Source organism: Bradyrhizobium sp. CIR18 (assembly GCF_014198295.1).
Classification (GTDB): Bacteria; Pseudomonadota; Alphaproteobacteria; order Rhizobiales; family Xanthobacteraceae; genus Bradyrhizobium.
On sequence record NZ_JACIHF010000005.1, the window covers coordinates 340,675 to 362,553 of the forward strand.

Here is a 21,879-nt window from a genome sequence, read left to right on the forward strand (position 1 = left end):
CGAGGCCGATCGGCTGAGCATTGAGGTTTTGAGACGTTCGCAATTGTTGCTACCTGTCAGGAAGAGTTCACGCGAGCGGATTCTGTCGCGACACTGTCGGAAATCCTACAATCTGACGCTGGGTGCGATACAAGTGCCTTTAAAGGCTCCTTGTAGCAGTGCCCTCAAACTCGGAATCGTTGTGAGGCAACGACGACACAGTTCGGCCACGCCGTCGACCTGCGCGTGGCGGTCGGTCTCGCTCTGTCCAACGTCGTGAGCATTTGTCCGTCCAATTGAACGTGGCGCCAGAAACCCTTTGAAATGTCCGAAAAGGCAGTCGTTCTTACCAAGCTTTGGGTAAGCCATGACTCCACGATCGGGCGATCCGATCCGCCTCATACGTGGCAATTTAGCGGGAAGACCGTGGCAAGGCGCGGGATGCGTCCAAGTGACGACAGGAGCTAAGGTCCGAGATGCAGACGGCCGATCGCGCGAGCCAAGTTGTTCAGCAAGGGACCGAGGAGCGAATCGATTGCCAGACGTCATCTTGAATGCGGCCTCCATACATTGCGATCGACTATGGGGCTTTTAGGCGTGCTCGGCAAAATCGATTGTTTTGATGGAACGCATCCAGGTGGCGGATCGGCCGTACTGCAACAACGCCGCTTGCTGCGGACGAGTGAATACCTGATACGATTGCGGCCAAAAGACCCGTTGGTTGACCGCGCGGTTAATGTCAGGCCGAGCTAGCTAAGGCGGGGAGCGTTCAGCGGCTTACCTCACCAAAGCCGCCGGCCAACCGTGGGGGCGGCTAACAAATTGATGCCGGGCGATGTCACAACGCATCCAAGATGCCAGAATGCTTTAACGAGCGGGCAGGGGAGAGAGGATGGTCCGGCGTCCTCCCAACCGTCGGGGGTGTATCTTCCGTCGCTGCCCTCAACCGCTGTAACGCTCGATCGGCGAATTGATCGGGCCATCGATCACGCGGCTAAATATGCTCAAGCTGTTGTGCGTGAGGCGGAGCTGGTGCGCCGTTTTGCAATTCTTCGTTGGGGGGTGTTTTGGTGCTTGAACGCCAACGAACCTGTCAAATGGTGCAGTCGACAGACCATCTACTCATTACTCTCGCGCTTGTAGGGAGTTGCTTCGCTAGCGGTCCGGTAGCTTTCCAAATTGCCGCTCAGGAACAGGCGCTCGGTTTCTCCGGTTGGCGTTCTGCCCAGTGAGCACATCGAATCGACGTCCCCATCGATGTTGTCCTGATCGGCATTCATTCCAAGCCCAATGCTACTCAGCACGTCGTCGGGGGTCCAGACAGTTGGCTTCGGTAGGGGTGTGCAGCGCGTCCGCATTGTTGGCGATCGCTCTCGCCCAAGATCGCGAGAAACGGCGAGTGTTGCCGGATCCCCGACCAACGATACGAAGGGTGATGCTGTTGTCTTGCCGCGCATATGCCGGCCAGCTTGGCGCGCTCGGTTCATAGGATACTGCTCCAGAGGATCTCCAAGGGAAGATGATCCCGAGCCGTGTTGCGGACATGCGATATCGCGTTCGTGTTTTCTTCCATGCGCGGCTTGCAATCATTGTCCTGATTCTGAAAACGCCGCAGTGTGACATATGACGACCTCACCACCTCGTCGAATAGGCGGTCCCGATCGACGGGAGCTGCGGTCGCTGATGACCAATGTGCTGCTTGCTGCTCGGCAAGGTCGATCTCGTTCCGAAGCGCTTCTAGAGTGGCACCTGTCAGTGTTGTGGCAAGCTGACCTCGCGCGCTGACAAATGATGAGGCTGGATAGCGACTGGTTTCCGGGCCACCTCGTTTGGCGCAGACGAGGACGTGGCAGTCGCGGAATTTTCCGCTAAGGAGACTGAATCCGACGTCGGGGAAGACCGAATGTAAGTCGTCTAGATCCAAGTCATTCAGCTGCTGCTCAAAGCTTTCTTACTGGTGCGCCGGTCTGGGCGCTAAGCTCGTCCGGTTGCCAGTCGACGCCGTGCGCGTGCTGCAGCGCGCCGTGAACCTGAAAGGGAGTGTCTGCCGCATTCCGTGGATCAACATTCATATCTCTCTCCCTTCGAGTGCCGGCTGCCGGCGTAGATTGTTGCAGGTGCAGCTTTCGAGAAGCTGACGGACCAGGAAGGAAGCCATTTAGCTTTAGCCTTTCAGGGATGCCGAATGGATTCAGTCATGTGGCGAGCGGTCAGCTGGACGGAAGCCGCGCAAAGCGACGGATCAACAGTCGGTGCCGCGTTGTGCCTTTTGGTATTGCTGTTTCGACTAGGCCGGGATCGGGTGCCTTGACTGAGCTTGATCCGACCACCGCGTCAGGTTCGCTCCACCACCTCATTGCGGACACGTCGTCTATGGCAGACAGTCCTTGCACAGCTATCAAGATGGACAAGCTGGCGCATGCGGCCGATCGAAGTGTTCTTTCGTAGATCGTCTACTTTATGCAGATGTGAGAATTGCATGCTTTCGGTCGTTGGGACTGCAATGGAGGAGCGACCGGTTGCCGTTTTGTGTTTTCCAAGCGGCCCACGCTCGATCAGATAGTTCTAGTCGACGTCGCGCGAGGCTAAGCCACTTCCGCAAACCTGACATACGAGGTTGTGATGTCGGAATAGCCATCACAACTACTTGCGCTTGGTTGCGACAGGATGTTTTTGTCGCGGGCGAGAGCGCGCTTGATGTGTGGAATCAGCCAAGCGGTTTGCAAGCACGACGTCTTGAAAAACGAGATCTGTGGTACTTAATCGAGGGAGAAGAGCATATGAAGTTTACTGGCATAGGACTGACGATCCTGTTGTCCTTGCTTTCGGCCGCGAGCGCGAGCGCGCTGGCGAGAGCCGACGAGGCCTCGCCGAAATACATCGAGGTGCTCAATGCCCTGCAGGCCGGCAAGAATGTGAAGCTCATACTGGACATGAGCCGCTGTAACACCGCGGAGGCTGGCAAGCCTGCGTCGGCGACGCAGGCCGGTTTGGTCATCAATGCCTTCAGGGTGACCGCCCAGAACGGCATCAGCTTCGCCAATGCGCACCAAACGGTCGACAGCTCCGGACATGCCGTGACCGAGTACATCCGCCATAGCCTCAGCCGCGAAGGTAGGCTGACGGTGCGAGCCTCGAAGCTCGTCGTCGGGACCACCGACCTCGTGAACCAGGGCGAATTCATCTGCGAACTGCCGGATGGCGCAAAGTTCATCTGGTAACGAAGAGCACAGGGCAGGGGGATGCCCTTCGAAGACTTGATCCTTTAATCGTGTGGACATCTTCCCAAGCCATGACACGGATCGTTTCGATCGTCAGGAACGGCCAGAGTGTTTCTGGCCGTCTTTTCGTCGGGGAGGCATCGAGTGGTACGAACTTGCCGCAGTTCGATCAAGGTAACTTATGAGGGCCGTCGATCTCGGTTCGATCTCAGTGATTGGAAGATCGGCGGTTCAGGCTATCGTGTATGGGTTGGAGCCAAGGCCTCTCAGTTGAGCGCTCCAGATTGGCTCGCCAAGGTACGTCCGCACGCTGTCCGCGGTCCTTGTGAGGGCATTGTTTCCAATCCGATCAAGCGGCGCCCGCGATGATGACGCGCGACCCTTGCCCACCCCACGATGCGCTCGTATCTTGCATCCCGCGTCTTTTGGGGCCCTTTCACCGGAACTTCCGTGCTGCCGAATGCGGCCACAACGTGATTGAACCATCCCGCTTTAGATGATGCTGGGCCTCGCCGCTGTGGGGTTTGCTCGCCGCTTAAACTGTCTTTCGGACGCAATTCTAATTTCTCTGAAAGCAAACGATCCGACGTGGTTTCGGGAGCTTGATCAGCTGCCCGAGGTGCCGACGAGCACCTCGTTCAGCCAAATTGCGGCCGATGGAAGAGAAGAACGCGGCCACCGGGTAGGCTTTCGGCCGTGTAGGGCTGACTGTGGATCAGAAAACGGGTCATTGGGACCTCCTGGCTTGGCAGAAGGCCCAGGTTTTGGAGCATGTCGATCACGACAGGCGAAGCCTCTTGGGGGCCGTGCCTCCAGTCGTCGCCGAACAACTCTCCGAGTTCCGGCACTTGCGGGGACTTCTGATGGCCCGATCCCGGTGCGGCAGACGGCAGTGGAATGTTTGGCGCCAGCGCCAATGAAGCGTCCTTTCGCAATTCGAACGAGGAGAGCGGACTAAACCCAGGTGCAAGGCCGCCGTAGGCATGCGGGGGAGCCGTCGGCGTTACCAGCGCAGATTCACCCGGCAAAGCGAGCCTTGGGTGATGAATGAGTTGAACGTCGTTGGATCCTCTCGGTCCCAACACGGCCGTGTAGCGATCGCCGCCAATCTCATAGTTCATGACCGGACTTTCTCCATTAGGCAAGAAGTCCCACTTGCCCAACGTGGAAAGCAACATTTCGGGGGCCAACTGGGTGCCATGCGAAAAATCCTTGGGCACGGCGAACGAAACATCAAACGTATCGCCGATAGCAGGAGACCGCAGATGGATGAGCTGGACATCATTGCGCCCACGCGGTCCTAGCACGGCCGCATAGCGTTCACCGTGAATATCGTAGGTCTTTACCCGCTGTGCTGCATCCGGCAACAGACCCCAGCGGCTGAGCCTGGAGCGCATCATATCCGGCGCGGCCTGGGTGCCATGGGAGAAATCTTCGGGAACGGCCAAAGAGGCATCAAAGCTCTCGCCGGCTGCGGCGGACATCGTATCATTTGTTGCCGGGGTCGCCCCATCTTGATGCATCATCCTCCCAAAGTCTTCTTCAGAGGCGGGATTCTGCGACCGTGAGCCGGGCTGCCAGATCACGGCATCGAAAGGATCCGCTCGGCCGACGCTTTGGAGGGGCGACCCCATTGCCTTCCATAACTTGGATGCATCCAGATCGACAGCAGGCGCAGACCCGTCTCGATCCGCGGCATCGAAAAGCTCTTCCTGAACGACACTTTGCACGGGCGAGTGGGTCACTGAACTCGTTGTTGGCCAAAGCACCGGTGCATTAAAGGGCACAGCTGGCAGTAGGCGCTCGCGATCCGCGGCATCGAAAAGCTCTTCCTGGGCGACACTTTGCACGGGCGAGTGGGTGACTGAACGCGTGGTTGGCCAAAGCACTGGTGCATCGAAGGATGTCGCTGGCAGCAGGCCCTCCCGATCCGCGGCATCGAAAAGCGCTTCCTGAGCAAAACTCTGCACGGGCGAGGGGGCGGCACTCATTCCCCGCCAAAGTATCGGCGCATCGAAGCTGGCACGTGGAGGCACTTCGCTTCGGTGCACAGCGTCGAAAAGCACATCCTGGGCGACACGTTGCACGGGAGAATGAAGGGTTAAACCTGTTCCCTCCCAAACCTGCGTAGCATTGAAACCGTGGGCCGGCATTGAGCCACCTTGGCCCGCAGCGTTCCCCAAAGGCTGCTCATGATCGAAAAGCCGCACGGGCAAATCGGCGTCCGGCTGTATTGGCTGGCGCGAGTTGCCTCCGTCAGCCCCCGAATTGTCCTGCCCGGCGATCCGGCGGTAGTCACTCAGCCTGTTCAACGAGTAGATGAGTTTCTTGTCCTTCGGAAACAAAGCGTCAGCATGGCCGAGCAGCGCTTTGTGACTGAGCTTAGCAATTGACAAAGGTCGCAGTGCTGCCGCTAGCTTCCGAAGACAGCTAGCATAATTTGCGGCGGTTTTTGCATCGAGTGCTCGACCAAAGCCCGCCTCGGTGGCCTTTCTGATGAGGCTCGCGTCTTCCTTGGACGGACGATAATGTGTTGTGGGGGCCGGAGCGGTATCGCTGGGCTCGCGGTACCTACTAACCATTGACAATGCAGGGGCGATGACCTTGTCTTTTGGCAGTAGCTTCTTGGAGCGGTCGAGCAACGTATCGTCATCGAGCTCAGCAATCGACTGACCAGACTGCTTCAGCGCCTCAGCCAATTTGCGAAGCCGACGGTCGTAAATTTCGATGGTGGTCGCATTCGGCGGTGGCCCTCGGTCAAGGGCAGCACCAGACGCTGCTTGGATGAGGCGATCGTCTTCTTCAGTGATGTCATAAAGATCGCTATGGGAATATATCGGGCCGAGCTGACGCACCTCTCCCAAGTGTTTCTCAAACACCGCTTGCGGTTGTTGCGGCTGCTCCACGGTGGTATCTGACGCAGCGGAATCTTTATCGGCCGGGTTGATCGCGTTGTATCGGTCCATGGTGCAGTCCACTGTCATCGCTTCCTCGTTCTTTCGCTACTCACGTTAGCTTTCCAAAACCTGACGTGGCCGGGCGGAAAGATAGAATGATGATGGCCGGCAAGTGCCTTTCCAACCCGACAACAAGTGCGGCGAATTTAAAGACGGTACAGCTTTCGGCTGAAACTCTGATTGTCCAAGTGCAGTACGCGGCCAGCCCCCGCTGGCCAGTCGGGCCGGAGTGTTATAGATGGCGCGAACGCTGCTTTCGAGCTTCCGAGCATCGGAAAAGACAAATGCGGAGCCTCTACCCTCAGCCTTTTGTCCCTGACTTTCTGTATGGATTCGATGCGCTAGCGGTCCGATAGTCAGCTAGATTCCCGCCCAGAAACAGTACCTCGCGCTCCTCAGTTGGGGTATCGCTCACCCATGCCAGATTGGATTCATCATTCTCAGTCCCGTCCTCAAATGGGCCATCGCGCTTTGACGGTCCAACCCATGTGTTGCAATGGCTGGCGTGGTCTTGAAAGCGCTGCAGCTCCGCGTGCGAAGATGCCGTCGTCGTAGAGGCGGCCACTATCTACGCGTCGGCTACGGCCCAGTCGCTCTTGACCATTATGCTGATCTTTGCGCAGCGAGTTCGATTTCTCTTCTGAGTTACGCAATATTTCGCGCAGGTCAGCGTCGCGGCAAGCTGAGCGCGCGTTCTCACAAAGGATGCAGCTGCGCACCGTTCGTTCTCCTGGATAGCCTGCGCTCTCTTATTGCCATCCGTTGCAGTCCGGGTCGATCCAGCCCCGGTGAAGCTGATGTTGGGAGGATTGGCTTTGGTTCTCTAAGCCGCTGCTCAAAGTCTGCTTGCGCTGTCTCTTCCTGTCGCGGCTCGACGTAATTCATCTGAGCTTTTCATGGGTTGACGTTGTCAAATGGGTCCATTCGTGTCCCCTTTGGTAGCCTCCGACGATATCATTCGGACAAAGTTGATCCGATAAGGATCAGCAACTGAGGCGCGCAAATGTGTATAAACTGGATTGGATCTGGTTCTCGAACGGGTCGGTATGATGAGGGCATACGTGGGACTGACCCGGATGCAGCTCCTTCTTCTCTTCCAGATTTTGAGCCAGAGCTGCGTGAGGAAGTCTGCCGAGGCCAGCTTGCATCGGCTGGGAGTCGATGTCCTTGAAACGTTACTCGAGACGCTAGCTCTGGTCCGAACAGCCGATATGGTAGCGGCCATCGGGCTCGTGACCGCGCCGGCGTGCTCATTGTGCTCTGTTGGGATTGCTGATGGGCGCGAGGATTCGCGTGGGCCCGCCGGGCGCTGGTCGCCAAACGGCGCACGGGCGCCTCAGCTCGGATAGACAAAATGGGGAGTTGACGCTTGCAGCCGATGCTCCACACGTGCACCACAAGGTTGGTCGCGCCTAACAACCATATCGCGGCGAAAGCCTTGTGGTGTGGCCTGCAGGCGCAGCCGAGCAAAAGGACCTAGAGCGATCTGCGCAGTCGGTCGTATCGCCTCCTCCTTCCCCTCCTCCGGGCCCGACGCGATTCCAGTCAAAGCAGCGATAGATCCCACACCAGTGATGGACGGGGTTCCCGCAACGCGTACAGCTAAAAAGGCCTGAGCTATTCAAAGCGGCGGAGGCCTGCTCCTAAACCACTGAGTAAGTGGTGCCGCACCCAATTCCTGGGTTGATCCAAAGCGGCCAGTTGGCCGCTGCGATGCCCGAAGGAAGCGGCTCTTGGCGCTCGCGGGTTGCACCCCGGTTGCTAGTGGCAGGACGGCAGCAGGACGGTGATGGCTTAGGTCAGAACGCCGGGGGGGCGGTCGGCCACCAAGCTGGCGCGGAGCGTGTCATCCGTGATCTCCCTCGCCGATGATGGCCGCAGACCTCGACGCTAGGCAGGCGATTCGATCTGGCATTGTTGAAGCTGATAGCCCGCGATTCATCGCGAGAGGCGCCCCACCTCATGTGCCGGTAAGTGACGCGCTTCAATATCCAACTGCGTGATTTCGTGAACGTTGATGCGGGCGATTTTTGACGCTCTGAGGTGGCCTATGTCCAAAGGTAACTGAATCCGTGCACGTATCGGTGCGCTCACGAGAAGGAGCTGTGACGACGGGCATTCTTGCAAAGTCGCGCTCGGTCGTCATACCGATAAACGCGAGGACGATGCGGCGCCTGCAAGATAATCAACCGAAGGTCCGTAGCATCCTCGAATGCAGTAGAAGGCACGGGTGGTGCAGAAGAGAATTCAGCTTCCAAGCGTTGCTTTAACGAGGCATCGAGAATCTGGAATGTTTCACCGCATTATTAGATGGTTGGCTTGGCGCGGCCTTATTGATCGGATGTCGCTTTCAAACGGGGCAGCAAGCGGTTGATCAACAATGTCGCGCCAAATCTGTCGTGTGTTCTCGAACGCATCAATTGATGTCGTTCGCTTCAAGCCGGCGCTGCCAATTGAAGCCGCTGCAATCAGGCAGCGCGTTTTCGGTGAGCCTGATCAGAGACCATTTGGGTTAAGCGACGAAAAGATAGGCATCGAAATAGAAGAGGATGCCAACAGACGATAGTAGATTGAAATACTCAACTATTGCGTTTGCGGGGTCTGGACCTCTAAAGATCCTCTAGCTTGATCATTGCTAGCCCGGTCGGGAGTCCAAACGTTTCGATCGCGAATGCCATCCAAAACATCTTCCTGAAAAGGAGTTGGCTTCTTGATGAATTCTGGAGAGCCGATGTGAGTGTACTCGTGTGGAAACAACCAGCCGCTGGAAACAAGCTGTCACGTCGGCGCCAATCGGCAACCAGCGCGATTGAAGCTCTTCTCGGCCGCGCCCGCTCGGAGAAGATCGCTAGACCTAACAAAAGCTTCTTTAGTGACATTCTTCTCACATCAACCGACCGTTTGTTGTCCATCACTCAAGTTGAATGCCTGGAGCACATGCAGGGTGAGCTTGCGAGAAAGCGCAGGCTGGCTGCCGAGATCGACTTGTCCACAAGGCCCACCAAGCAGCTCAGAGGCCGCCACGAGGGGCTGCGATGTCTTCGGGTAACTCCATGCTTCATCTTGGCTTAAATCTTCATGGTGCCGGTGGTCATTTCGCGGCGTGGCGCTGGCCGGGCACAAATCCAAGCGCCTTTTTCGACATCGAGCACTACGTCCGCGCTGCGAAGATTGCGGAGCGTGGTCTGCTGGATGCTGTATTTCTGGCCGATACCCCTGCGATAAGTTCCGACATTACGCACCAGCCGCCGCTTAATGGGCTCGAACCGACGCTGGTTCTCGCTGTGATTGCACGTGAAACGGAGCGAATTGGCCTGATTGCGACAGCGTCGACAACCTACAATGAACCATACAATCTCGCTCGGCGCTTCCAATCGCTTGATGTCATCAGCGGTGGCCGCGTTGCGTGGAACGCGGTCACGACGTCGAGCCCGGCGACGGTAGCAAACTTTGGCGGTCGAGAGCTCGGACGAGCGGATCGATACAGACGCGCCGAGGACTTCGTTGAAACCGTCCGTGCTCTCTGGCTGAGCTGGAGCGGCGAGATGGTCATCGCCGATCAGGCTGCGGGAGTTTACGCAGATGCGAGTCAATTCCGCCTGCTCGACCCCAGTACGAATAGTTTCGGCATCCGAGGCCCACTCACGCATCCCGCTTCGCCCCAAGGCCAGCCAGTCATCGTTCAGGCGGGTGGTTCGGATCCCGGACTACGGCTTGGTGCCCGCAGTGCAGATGTCGTGTTTGCGGCAGCTGGAGACTTGACAACGGCTTTGCAGGAGGCAGGGCGCCTTCGCGCGCTCTCTCGGCAATTCGGCCGCCCTGCGGCTCCGCTCATCCTGCCAGGCCTTGTCACCTGTATCGGGGGCACCGAGGAAGAAGCGGCTCGTCGCAAAGAAAAACTGGACGGACTGCTCGATCTGGAGCGCGCCGTTGCCGCTCTTGCACGAAGCATGGGCGTGGCGATCGAGAAGCTTAGTCTCGAAAGGCCGATCCCGGAGGAGATTTTGCCTACTGCAGATGATGTTCCGTTTTCTGTCGGTCACCATCGCACGATTGAAACTCTGGCGCGTCAAGGTCGGACGGTTCGCGAGATCATCAGCAGCGTTCAAGCTTTTGGCCATCGCTTGCTCGTGGGTGCACCCGAGCAGATCGCGGATTCGATTGAGGCATGGTTCCGCGCTGGCGCGGTCGATGGTTTCAACATCATTCCCGACGTGCTGACAGATGGCACTCAAGCGTTTGTCGACAATGTGGTGCCCATCCTGCAGAAGCGCGGGCTGTTTCGCAAAGAATATCGGGGACAGACTCTGCGAGAGCATTTCGGGATTTCCATTCCTTTCGAGCTGGCAAGAGCCACACCTAGCTCACCGCTCTGACGCTTCCTCAACACCAAATGCTCTGGAGCCTGAATATGCCTTTATCGAATTCGCGGTCAACGAGGCGCTTCACTGGCAAGTCGAACTATCCAGCAAGAAAAGTGGCGGCTACCCTTGTCGTGCTCTTGGGCCTGTCGCAATTGGTGCCCAGCATTCACGCTCAAGAATGGTTAGCCGGCAGTGTAAAGCCAGGAGGCGTTATTCGTTACGGGCATTTTCAAGAGCCTGCTTGCCTGTTCGGGGGCTGGGTGCAGCAATGGTATCTGCAACGTCAGTACAGCGATAATCTGGTTGCGCGCACCGAGGGCGGCAACATTGTGCCATGGCTGGCCGAGTCTTGGAGCATCTCCGATGACAAAAAGGTGTACACATTCGAGATAAAGCCGAAAGTAAAGTTCACCGACGGGACTGCGCTCGATGCGCAGGCTATCGCTGACAATATCAACGGATGGCTTAGCAACGACCCCGACCTTCGCAATCCGACTGCCGCTCCCTATCTTGGCGATAGCTTCGAATCGGCAATTGCAATTGCTCCTCTGAGGTTGCAGGTAAAATTAAAGGTGCCGTTCCAGCCCTTGCTGAACGTGTTCGCCCAATCCTCACAAGGCATTCTCTCGCCATCGGCGCTCAAACGTGGACTTGCGGTCAATTGCGAGAACCCTGTCGGTTCCGGCCCATTCATTGTCGACAAGTGGCGCCATGGGCGAGAAGTCACCTTCCGCCGCAATCCCGACTACAATTCGGCCCCGGCCACCGCAAAACATCAAGGGCCGGCTTACGTTGACGGGATCACCTGGAAGTTTCTGCCAGATCAGACTGTCCGATACGGCTCGCTGATCACGGGCGAGACCGATGCCATATACGATATCCCGGCGGTCGCATGGAAGGACGCCAACTCCCGCTTTTCAGTATTGCGGCACCTTACCGGCGGCACCCCCCTGCGCTTGGCGTTGTATACGGCCCGGCCCCCATTTGACGACGTGCTCGTCCGCAAGGCCTTTGCCTATTCTACTGACCGAAGGGCCGCGGTCGACACATCCTTCCTTGGCTCTTTGCCGTTTGAGGGCAACGGGGCGCTAAGTCGGAGCTCGCCGGAATACCTGCCTGAGCTCGGCCATTCCTATGGATACGATGTTCGGAAGGCCAATCAGCTGCTTGATCAGGCGGGTTGGACTGAGCGCAATCGTAACGGCGTTCGTGTCAAGAACGGCAATCCGCTCACCGTGCGCATTTCCTATTCGAACGCTTTTCTGAAGCCGGATGGCGAGCAAGCCTTGCAAGTTATCCAGCAGCAGGCAAGGGAGGCCGGTTTTGACGTACGTCTTCAACCCACCAATCCGGCTGATTTCTTCGCCGGAAAAAACCTCGGACCCGATGATTATGAGGTCGTTCTCCTCTATTGGGTTGCCCCCGGCGCTGAGATATTCCGGATCTCGTGGAAGCCCGATCGGAACGGCGAGACCAATCGCTTCAATCCCTCACGCTATCAAGATCTGACGCTTTGGGACGTCATTCAAAAGGCGGAGCAGGAACTCAATGGGGCGCAACGTACCGCCCTCTATCAGCAGGCGGAACGGAAGATCGTGGATGAGGCTCCTGTGATTGGCCTCACGGTGCTGGACGTAACGTTGGCGACCAAGCCGAACCTCAAAGACGTTTGGCTGGATCGCGGCTCGGTTGGCGAACCCGTTTTCTATGACGCTCATTTCGATGACGGGAAGTGACGCCGTGATAATAGTAGTCCATCGTCCCATCGTTTGGTTCGCGCGCCGGATATTCTCCGGCGTGGTCGTGGTGTGGGCTGCCGCAACCTTTGCGTTCTTGATTCAATGTGTGCTTCCTGGCGACCGCGCCCAGATCATCATCAATGTGACGAGTGGCAACGTCGGGCCGGCGTCGTCGGCGGAGCTTGCAGCGATCAATGCGAAATATGGTTTTGATCAACCGCTCGCGGTTCAATACGGCAAATACATATTGCAGATCCTGCATGGAGATCTTGGCGAGTCGTACCAGCAACATCGGCCTGTCGCAGCGATTATTGCGGAACAGATTGGCCCCACGATTGTTCTGGCCATCGCTGCGCTGCTGACCGCATGGCTTATCGCAATTCTGACAACCTTGTTCATCGCTGGCAGAGACAACATATGGTCGAAGCTGCTCAATGACACACAAGTCTTTTTGGCAACGGTGCCGCCTTACTGGCTAGCCACAATTCTGCTTGTGCTCTTTGCGGTAAAGCTAGGCATTTTTCCGGTGATCGGGGGAAATTCGCCGATTGGGCTCGTTCTGCCGACACTTGCGTTGGCTCTTGAACTATCGGGCTTTTTCGGACAAGTCGTTCAGAACGAATTCACGCGCGTGCTCGAGCAGCCGTTCGTTACGTCCGCAAGGGCGCGGGGTATGAGTGATTTCGGCGTCAGGCTTCGCCATGTCCTCCGCCATGCCGCATTGCCCGGCATTACTTTATCAGGTTGGGCGCTCGGCAAACTTTTTTCGGGCGCGATTTTGATCGAGGTGGTTTTCGCCCGTCAAGGCCTAGGTGGCGTCCTTGTCGCTGCGACGTCCTCGCGAGACGTTCCGATTGTCTCTGGAGCTGTTTTGATCTCCGCGGCCCTATTCGTCCTTGCCAGTATCATTGTCGATCTGACTTACCGGGTAGTCGATCCGAGGATCAAGTTGACATGAGCATGTTCGCCGAAGTCACCTTGTCTCGGCCGCTCAGAGAAGTCCTAGCGATCGTGCGTCATGTCCCCTTTCGAATTGCGGTCTGTCTTATCATCTTTGGCGTCTTTGTCCTCGCAGCCATGGCGCCAAAGGTGCTGCAGACGCACGATCCGCTTGCTATTGATTTGAGATCGGCATTGCAGTCTCCGTCGATCGCTCACTGGTTTGGAACTGATCAACTGGGTCGAGATCTTTACTCTCGCGTGGTCGAGGGCGCAGGCCAATCCTTGGCTATCGGACTTGGCGCGACGGCGCTGAGCATGTCCGTTGCAATGGCCATCGGCGGCGCCGCTGCACTTTCTGGCGGTTTATTAGACAGCATTCTCAGCAGAATTATTGACGTGCTCTTCGCAATTCCAACGCTCTTGCTCGCCCTTGTGTTCGTGACAGTTTTTGGGCCGTCAGTATTGACTGAAGTCGTAGCTGTCGGAATCGGAACAGCGCCAGGCTATGCGCGCATGATCAGGGGCCAGATGCTTTCCATCAAAGAGGCAGGCTATGTGGAGGCCGCTAAGGTGCTGGGCCATCCATTTCCCCGTATTGTCTGGAGGCATATTCTTCCCAACGCCATGAACCCGCTGACGGCAATGATGACGATCGGCGTAGGACAGGCGATTATATGGGCCTCCGGTCTTGCTTTTCTAGGACTCGGCGTCGCTCCCCCGGCGCCTGAATGGGGCGCGCTGCTCAATGCCGGGCGCAATTATGTAATCTACGCCTGGTGGCTGGAGATCATACCCGGTTTGGCAGTTACGGCGTTTGCCCTCAGCCTCACCATCATCGGGCGCCATCTACAGGACCGTCTGGAAGGACAAAGATGAATGTCGCAGGATCGCCGCCAGCCTGTCCCGCAGCAGCCAGACCTCCTCAGGGTCGAATCGCTGCGTGTTTCCTTCGGGCCCGGCATCGCCCAGAACACGGTCGTGCGCAGCATATCCTTCTCCCTCCGACCGGGACAGTGTCTTGCGATTGTCGGTGAATCGGGCTCGGGCAAGAGCGTGACTGCGCGGTCTCTCATAGGCCTTGCTGGTCGCTACGCCAATGTTCATGCACGAAAGCTAAGCTTCGACGGGATGGACCTAATCGGCCTTAGCGATCGTGCCTGGCGGCGCATCCGCGGCACCGAGATTGGTTTTGTATTACAGGATGCACTCGTCTCGCTTGACCCGCTTCGCCGGATCGGCAAAGAGGTTGGTGAAGGCTTGCTCCTCCACGGTGCGGTATCATCACGCGAGGAGCTCGCGCAGCGCGTCATTGCTCTCCTTAAGCTCGTCGGTGTCCCTGAGCCCGAGACCAAGGCCGAGCAGCTGCCGCATCAGTTATCCGGCGGCCAGCGTCAACGGGCTCTCATCGCTTCGGCACTTGCACTCGATCCGCGCATCCTGATCGCAGACGAACCGACGACCGCGCTCGATGTGATGGCGCAAGCTCATGTGCTGGCACTGCTCAAGGAGACCAAAACGAGGGGCAAGGCTCTGATCCTGATCAGTCACGATCTGGCAGTGGTCTCCCGCGTGGCGGATGAGATCCTCGTCATGCGAGGAGGCGAGGTCATCGAACGCGGCACCGCTGCCCAGATATTCAGAGATCCGCGACACCCCTATACTCGTCAACTGCTGGACGCCGTGCCATCAGGCCGGCCGCGCGGCTCACGCCTCTCACCATCAACTATTGTGCGTTCGCCTCTGCAGCAAATGCAGCTACCCCTACAATCGCTGCCGAAATCTCGTCCCATCCTGCTCGAAGCGACAAGTCTAGTGAAGCGCTTCAAGGGCCCGGATGGCACTTTACGGGCGGCTGTGGACGGCGTCTCCTTCGAACTGCGATCCGGCGAGACTTTGGGCATCGTGGGTGAGTCCGGATCAGGAAAGTCAACGATGGCGCGCATGGTCCTGGCGCTCGACGAGCCTGACGAGGGAGCCGTTCAGTTTGCAGGCCGGCCTTGGACCACGCTCGCCGAACGCGAACGGCGGGCTCGGCGGCGGTCTATATCGATCATTTACCAGGATCCCCTTGGCTCGTTTGATCCGCGTTGGACGGTCGGACGCATCATATCCGACAGCCTTTCGAGCGATGTTGAGACACCGCGCAAGCGGCAGGAGCGCGTTATCGAGCTGCTCGATATGGTCGGACTATCCCAGGCGTTGCTGGACCGACGACCGCTCGAGCTCTCGGGCGGTCAGCGCCAGCGCGTTGCGATCGCCCGCGCGATCGCACCAAATCCTGCCGTAATCGTCTGCGATGAGCCGGTTTCGGCGCTCGACGTCTCGATCCAGGCCCAGGTCTTGGACCTGCTCGGCTATCTGAAGGACCACCTCGGCGTAAGTTATCTCTTCATCTCGCATGATCTCAGTGTTGTTCGTCATATCAGCGATCGCGTCATAGTTATGCGTCGGGGGAGAATTGTCGATAGTGGCGTCACTGACGAGATATTTCGTAATCCACAGTCTGAATATACCAAGAGCCTTATCGCCGCCATGCCGCGTCTTGTGCGGCACCAACAGATAGGTCATTCAGCTACGATCCTCGAAGAAGGCATCGCGTGAATGCCTTCGAATTCGATCCCTTATCATAAAATTGTCTATCTCCGATCGCGGGAGCATTCGCCTTTGCACCCGCCGATTTGGTCACGATCGCGCGCTCGTTCATCGCTCGACCAGGACAGTCTGTGGCACGGGTTCCCACTAGATGACGGACCGGCGCGCCGAGCAGGGCTAGCCGAGCTCGAACACTCGCCAACCGTGAGGTCGGCGTTCCGCAAATGTCGAGTTGCAAGTCATCGATTGAGTGCCCGCAAGGAGACTGGCGGCTTGCTTCCTGCTAACGAGCTCGGAATTTGCGCTTTCGCGATAGCCTTGCGATCATGGTGCAGTCCGCGACAACGAGACCGTGTTTGTCAGGTTCAAAACATTCGGAGTCAATATCGATTTCATGACGCCTATTCGGCCCCTTGCTTGCGACTGATGCGCGGCTGGCACGGTCGTTGCTATCGGATAATGAGGTAACGCCGCGTAAGGGCTGAGTGCGGCCCTAGACGAACGATCACTTTTCCGCCCGGAAGCCATGGGTCCATTGAGAAAGAAGCAAGACCTTGAATTTTTCGCATTCTGTTTGATGGAGGGCGATTTGGATGTGCCTATAAGAGCTGACGAGCCAAACCGCGACTTCTGGACATATCGGCACTGTCAAACGACCGTTGCGTTGTCAGCGTTGCCTGGCCCGGTGAACAATTTCAGCGAGCGAGCGGCAGTTGGGGGGGCGCATGACTAGAATTCGGCTGACGTGCTCAAGCGTCCCGGCTGCGGAGGTCACCGACACAATAGGCGCCTCATCGACGCATCGCGTCGCCATTTCGCCGACGAGTTCGCCACAGATCGCATAGCGTACCTCCAAGGCAGAGCAAAAAGAGGTCAATACCAGGCCCCCCGTAATCCGGGCAATACGGAATCGTCGTCATGTCGCAAACGATCGGCACAGATAGCGAGTGCACCGCGAATGAAGGGGCAGAGCACTGGTCGGATCCGAAACACAAGCTTTCATCAGATGGCGACTTTGTTCGGTACTGGAGCCGAGCTGCCGATCGGTTGCGCGCAGTGGCCGCCGTCGGGAGGCGAACCGAAGAGGCGATCAGACGGACCGGGACTGGCTTGCAGCTATCCTCCGAGAACTTTAACGGTCACGACCTGTCAGATTTCCCGTTGCGACGTTGTACCCTCAATCGTGCGCAGCTCTACGGAGCAAAGTTGGATCGGGCAGACCTTTCTGGGGCGAATCTTATCTGTCCGGGGCTAGAAAGGGCAAGTTTCCTCGGGGCCAAGCTCGATTTTGCGTATATGCATGCGATTGCAGCGCAGGTCTGTAACTTCGATGATGCCAGTCTGCGCAATGTAATTGATGCAACAGGCAGCCTGTTTCACGGTTGCAGCATGAAAAGAACACGCTTTGACAACGCCATGCTCAGCGGGCTTCTCGCTTACCAATGCGATGCGAGTGATGCTGTATTTGATGGCGCGGAATTACAGGGTTCGACCATCAACGAATGCTTCCTGCCTTCCGCTTCCTTCCGCTTTGCCAAGCTGAGCCAAGTCACGATCACGAAGGCGTATCTGGCGGATTGCTCGTTCTTCCAGTCAAAGGGGGACTGTTTATCGATCGTGCGTCCCACCTCGGTCGACGGTCTTGTCCTGGAAGGCGCTCATCTTCCGTATCTGAGACTCTCAAAGGTGAGCGGCCGCATTGCGGCGAGAGCCCTGAACGCTCCATTCGCTGATCTTCACCTGTCAAATCTTTCAAGTGCGGAGCTTGAGCAGGCAGACTTGAGCCAGGCGCGGCTTCTGTCCGTAAGCTTGTCCAACGCGAACCTCGTCGGGGCTGTGTTGAACGGTGCCTCTATTCACTCCTGTCAGTTCGATGGAGCGGACCTGTCTCGGGTATCAGGCGAAAGCATTTCGATAACAGAGAGTACAATGCGAGCCGCCAAATTGACGGGCTTTCGTGGCCGCTGCGCCTTTGTGCGCGACTGCGATCTTGAACATGCAGACTTGTCCCAGGCTTACCTCTACCGGTCGATGATTACCGGTGATCCTCCTCAATCGATGGCATTGGATCACGCAAATCTCGAAGGGTCCAATCTCGTTCAGGCATATCTCGCCGCGGGAATGACCCACAGCAACCTAGAGGCAGCGCGCGTCGCATACGTTCGCATGAACCAATCGTCCTTGCGTGACGCGAACCTGAGTGGGATATCGCCGTTCCAGGCCAGCTTCGTAAAGGTCGACTTTTCGGGCGCGAAGATAACCACATTCGAGCCACCGTTTTTTGCAGACCGATGTCGGGGACTGCAGGCCGCTTTGAAGGCGGATCAGCCGCCTGAGCCATCAAGCTATCTGGCTGAATTCTCATCGCTGATCAGACGTGGTCGAGAAGGGTCAACCTGACTGCTTTGGAAACCGCAAAAGGGAAGGGACTACAGTGTCCGTGAGCTTAGAACGTGTTGGTGCGGTGGCCGAGCTGTGAGCGAGCGCTATAGCTCTTTGGCGCTCGTTGGCATTCGCGACCGATACGAGACGCAGGGCAGACCTTCTGTAAGCCGACTGATCAGATCGCTCTTTTGGCGTTCAAAGAGACTGGAGTAGGAAAATGCATTTGACATGTCTTTCCGCAGGTAAAGCGTTCATCCGGGAGGTGGCGAGAACAGGGCAGACTATCGGCACGGTACATACTCTCGGCGCCCTGCATCTCGGGCATGCAGAACTGATCAGAAGGGCGGCATCGGAGAATGACGTCGCGATCGTCACAGTCTATCCGAACAAGATCCAGCTTAGACCAGGTGGGAGCTACGATTTCAATTTGGACGAGGATATTGGACTTGCATTGCGTTCGGGAGCAACTGCCGTGATTTCCTCGAACGACACCGAAATGTTCCCACCTGGCTATCGAACGTTTGTATCGCAAGGCGAATGTCATTTGCGTTTAGGGGGGCCTGAGGCGTATCTGAAGGAAGCCGTAACCGGGGCAGTCCGCTGGATCTGCTATGCAAGGCCAACTCGCAGCTACTTCGGCCTGAAAGATATCGGTCAGGCGATCCTGGTGAAGCGCGCCGTCGCAGACCTCCTTCTGGATTGCGAGATTAGGTTTGTGCCGACCGTGAGATACAAGAACGGAGTGCCCATTTCGTCGCGTTTGAGGCGATTTAGCCGTTCCCAGCTTGATGAGCTGTCTTGTCTTTTCACGGCACTCAACCATTCGAGGAAAGCGATCGCCCAAGGGGTATCTAGGGTGAAGGATCTGGTCGCGTCGGCCACATCTCAGATCAAGTTCCGACACTTTAAACTCGATTTTGTTCGAATCGTCGGCGCTGACAACTTCGAAGACCTAGAGCAAGTCAAGCTCCCTTTCATAATTGTTGGAGCGGCAACGGCTCATGGTCTCAGGATCTTCGATAATATCTACGTTCCAGATCAGGATACTCTCATGAAGGGTCCTTCGGATATCTGGGTCGATCTGCCTGAACAGTCCTAGCCAGACGATTATTCATCCATGACCTTGGAAAGCTATCCGCTCCGGCCGTATCCCAAGGCGAGGGGCAACTTATGAAGGCGTACTCGGCTTGATGTTGCCTCCAGCGCATAGCCATCTCTAACCAGCGCTGAGAGCTCTCGCTGATCCATTGAGTAGATCGAGTTGGAAAGTCAATGCGATCGTTACTGCCCGACATGGTAGGGCGAGGCTAGCTGCACTGTGAGGTAGCCTGGTCGAGCGGCCCGTCGCAGCCAAGCGCTGCGGCAGCTCGAAGCGATGAATCGCGCCACACCGTAAACTCTCGAGAGCAGAATCTGCAGAGATGATCATGCCAAGGCGATCGGAAGATTATAGGGCTGAGGATTCGTGTGTTATCCCGCTGAGCAAGCTGGATGTAAGCGAGGGCAAGCGCTTTCAAGACGACAGCATGTGGGCTTGCTTTGAGCGGTTGCGAAAGGAAGATCCCGTTCACTACTGTCAAGACAGCGCTCATGGTCCATATTGGTCCGTAACGAAATACCGGGATATCGTAGCCGTAGACACAAACCACAAAGCGTTCTCGTCAAAAGAAGGTGTCACTATTGCCGACGTGCCTGGCGAGCACTGGACCCCGAGTTTCATCAAGATGGGGCCTCCCAAGCACGCCGAGCAGCGCAATACCGTGAGCCCGATCGTCGGACCGGAAAGCTTGACGAAGCTCGAAAGCTTGATCCGGTCTCGGGTGAGGGCGATTCTCGCGGGCCTGCCGCGCAATGAGGCCTTCAACTGGGTGGACATGGTCTCCATAGAGTTGACGACGCAAATGCTCGCCACGCTGTTCGACTTTCCATTTGAGGATCGGCGACTGCTGACCTATTGGTCAGACGTCGCGGTTACAGCTCCGAAAGCAGACCATGCAATCGACAGCTGGGACAAGCGAAGCAACATCTTGTCCGAGTGCCTGGACTATTTCACCCGGCTTTGGAACGAGCGCATTAATGCCGAGCCGCGCCTCGACCTGATTTCCCTGATGGCGCATTCGCCCGCCACACGGCAGATGGAGCCGAGCGAGTTTCTCGGAAATCTGATTCTGCTGATCGTTGGGGGAAACGACACCACGCGCAACTCAATTACCGGCGGCCTCCTGTTCATGAGTCAGTACCCCTCCGAGCTGCGAAAGCTAATTGACAATCCCAAGCTGATCTCAAGCGCCGTGTCCGAGATTATTCGCTACCAGACGCCAATCGCACATATGCGCCGTACCGCGGCGATCGACAGCATCGTAGGCGTAAAACAGATCAGGAAAGGCGACAAGGTCGTCATGTGGTACATCTCCGGTAACAGGGACGAAGAGATCATTGAGAACGCCGACAATTTCATGATCGACCGCAAAAATGTGAGGCAGCATCTCTCGTTTGGATTCGGCATCCATCGCTGTCTTGGTCGACATCTTGCGGAGCTGCAGCTGAGGGTCCTCTGGGAGGAGATTTTGGATGCGGAAATGTGGTTCGAGGTTGTCGGCGAACCCGAGCGGATCGCGTCCAACTTCGTGCACGGCTATTCCGCTCTCCCCGTGCGGATTGCAGCCTAGCCCTGATTACTCCGCTCGCGCAGAGGGCAGGCGGCGGGGCGGGCTTGTACTGAACCATCTTTGGTTTCTGCTAGCAGCGCAGCTGGGGTAATCGATGGGAAACAATGCTGCATGTCGGAAGCTAATTACCGACGTGGCAGACGCTGTAAGGACGTGCGAGGAGCGATAGGTGAGGCGCGCGTTTCGACTCGCAAGCGCTTGGCATGCCGAAAATTGAACCTCAATTGCTATTCCGATGCAGGTCTCTGGGCTGCCTTGAATAGCCGGAACCATAGAGGCCGATGACCTTGATATTGAAAATTGCAGCTATGGCAGCCATTTTCCCTGCAGAAGCGGCTTTTCGATATGCGCCGAGTTGATTGCTCAAGGCAATTCGCAAAAGACCGGTGGCGATCTGGCGATGCTTTGGCCGATGTTTCTCCTGGTGAGCTTGGGTGGCATCCTCCTCGTTTTCGGATACGCGCTGGGCTACATGTATCTGAAGAATATCTGGATCATTGTCGCGATATCGGTGGGAGCGATCCTAGTCGTGGAACCGATACTCGCCGTTCTGCTCTTTAGAGACGTGCCGACAGCCGGTTCGCTGATTGGGCTGATTCTCGGTGGGTTTGGTGCGCTCGCTGCCATATTTCTATGAAGGTGATCTCACCAGGCCCGGATGGGCGCCGCACATTTGCGAAATGCAGGCTGAGGATCTGCGGAAGGTCGGTTCAGCCGGTTCGGACGAGGAAAAATATCGATGCTGATCGACCTTCAGCATCTCGTCATCGGTGTACGGCCCTTAGATTGTCAAGCTCTTATGACAAAGTCCCCTTACCGTTAGCAGGGACGCGTGTGGCGAGCGTAGGTCTGCCAATCATAAGCTGGCCATTGCTGCTTGACCATAAGTCGCCGATTAGGCCGCGAGTGTTCTCTCGGCTACCTACTAACGTTTGGGGACGACTTGACTCGGTCGGCGTGGACGGAGCCATCGGCAGACGGGCAAGACTCGTACCGGATCGCGTCGAGGCCAGGGCACCTCAGCCGCGGTC

General features: G+C 57.1%; 12 protein-coding genes. 10 read left to right on the forward strand and 2 right to left on the reverse strand.

Annotation, left to right across the window (positions count from 1 at the left end; all coding sequences use genetic code 11):
• Positions 1 to 1,097: 1,097 nt before the first annotated feature.
• Entirely contained in the window at positions 1,098 to 1,259 is a 162-nt protein-coding gene (locus GGD65_RS40220; protein ID WP_246783346.1) for a hypothetical protein, read from the reverse strand.
• Between the two features lie 1,500 nt (positions 1,260 to 2,759).
• On the opposite strand from GGD65_RS40220, the gene GGD65_RS19685 reads away from it, so the two are divergent.
• Positions 2,760 to 3,200 carry a VirK family protein gene (locus GGD65_RS19685; protein WP_183236315.1) on the forward strand — a complete coding sequence of 147 codons (441 nt, stop codon included), beginning with the start codon at positions 2,760 to 2,762 and terminating at the stop codon, positions 3,198 to 3,200.
• 638 nt (positions 3,201 to 3,838) lie between these two features.
• Here the strand turns inward: GGD65_RS19685 and GGD65_RS19690 are convergent.
• Positions 3,839 to 6,166 (reverse strand): hypothetical protein, encoded by a 2,328-nt coding sequence (locus GGD65_RS19690; protein ID WP_183236316.1) that lies wholly within the window; start codon positions 6,164 to 6,166, stop codon positions 3,839 to 3,841.
• 3,026 nt (positions 6,167 to 9,192) lie between these two features.
• Between GGD65_RS19690 and GGD65_RS19695 the strand changes: the two genes are divergently transcribed.
• The 9 genes from GGD65_RS19695 (at position 9,193) to GGD65_RS19735 (ending at position 21,485) form a co-directional block, all read left to right on the forward strand.
• Positions 9,193 to 10,533, forward strand: a complete 1,341-nt coding sequence (locus GGD65_RS19695) for an NtaA/DmoA family FMN-dependent monooxygenase (protein WP_183236317.1) — start codon at positions 9,193 to 9,195, stop codon at positions 10,531 to 10,533.
• A gap of 35 nt (positions 10,534 to 10,568) precedes the next feature.
• Positions 10,569 to 12,257 (forward strand): ABC transporter substrate-binding protein, encoded by a 1,689-nt coding sequence (locus tag GGD65_RS19700; protein ID WP_246783347.1) that lies wholly within the window; start codon positions 10,569 to 10,571, stop codon positions 12,255 to 12,257.
• Positions 12,229 to 13,218, forward strand: coding sequence for an ABC transporter permease (locus tag GGD65_RS19705; protein WP_183236319.1), 990 nt, complete (start codon positions 12,229 to 12,231; stop codon positions 13,216 to 13,218). The genes GGD65_RS19700 and GGD65_RS19705 overlap by 29 nt, the downstream gene beginning before the upstream one ends.
• Positions 13,215 to 14,078 carry an ABC transporter permease gene (locus tag GGD65_RS19710; protein ID WP_183236320.1) on the forward strand — a complete coding sequence of 288 codons (864 nt, stop codon included), beginning with the start codon at positions 13,215 to 13,217 and terminating at the stop codon, positions 14,076 to 14,078. The genes GGD65_RS19705 and GGD65_RS19710 overlap by 4 nt, the downstream gene beginning before the upstream one ends.
• On the forward strand, positions 14,079 to 15,803 hold the full coding sequence (locus tag GGD65_RS19715) for an ABC transporter ATP-binding protein (RefSeq protein ID WP_183236321.1): 1,725 nt from the start codon (positions 14,079 to 14,081) through the stop codon (positions 15,801 to 15,803). It abuts the gene before it with no gap.
• A 909-nt stretch (positions 15,804 to 16,712) separates the two neighbouring features.
• On the forward strand, positions 16,713 to 18,194 hold the full coding sequence (locus tag GGD65_RS19720) for a pentapeptide repeat-containing protein (RefSeq protein ID WP_183236322.1): 1,482 nt from the start codon (positions 16,713 to 16,715) through the stop codon (positions 18,192 to 18,194).
• 202 nt (positions 18,195 to 18,396) lie between these two features.
• Positions 18,397 to 19,278, forward strand: a complete 882-nt coding sequence (locus GGD65_RS19725; RefSeq protein ID WP_183236323.1) for a pantoate--beta-alanine ligase — start codon at positions 18,397 to 18,399, stop codon at positions 19,276 to 19,278.
• A 328-nt stretch (positions 19,279 to 19,606) separates the two neighbouring features.
• A complete protein-coding gene (locus GGD65_RS19730) occupies positions 19,607 to 20,848 on the forward strand; it encodes a cytochrome P450 (protein WP_183236324.1) in 1,242 nt (413 codons plus the stop codon).
• Between the two features lie 355 nt (positions 20,849 to 21,203).
• Positions 21,204 to 21,485, forward strand: a complete 282-nt coding sequence (locus tag GGD65_RS19735) for a hypothetical protein (protein WP_246783348.1) — start codon at positions 21,204 to 21,206, stop codon at positions 21,483 to 21,485.
• The last annotated feature ends 394 nt before the right edge of the window (positions 21,486 to 21,879 follow it).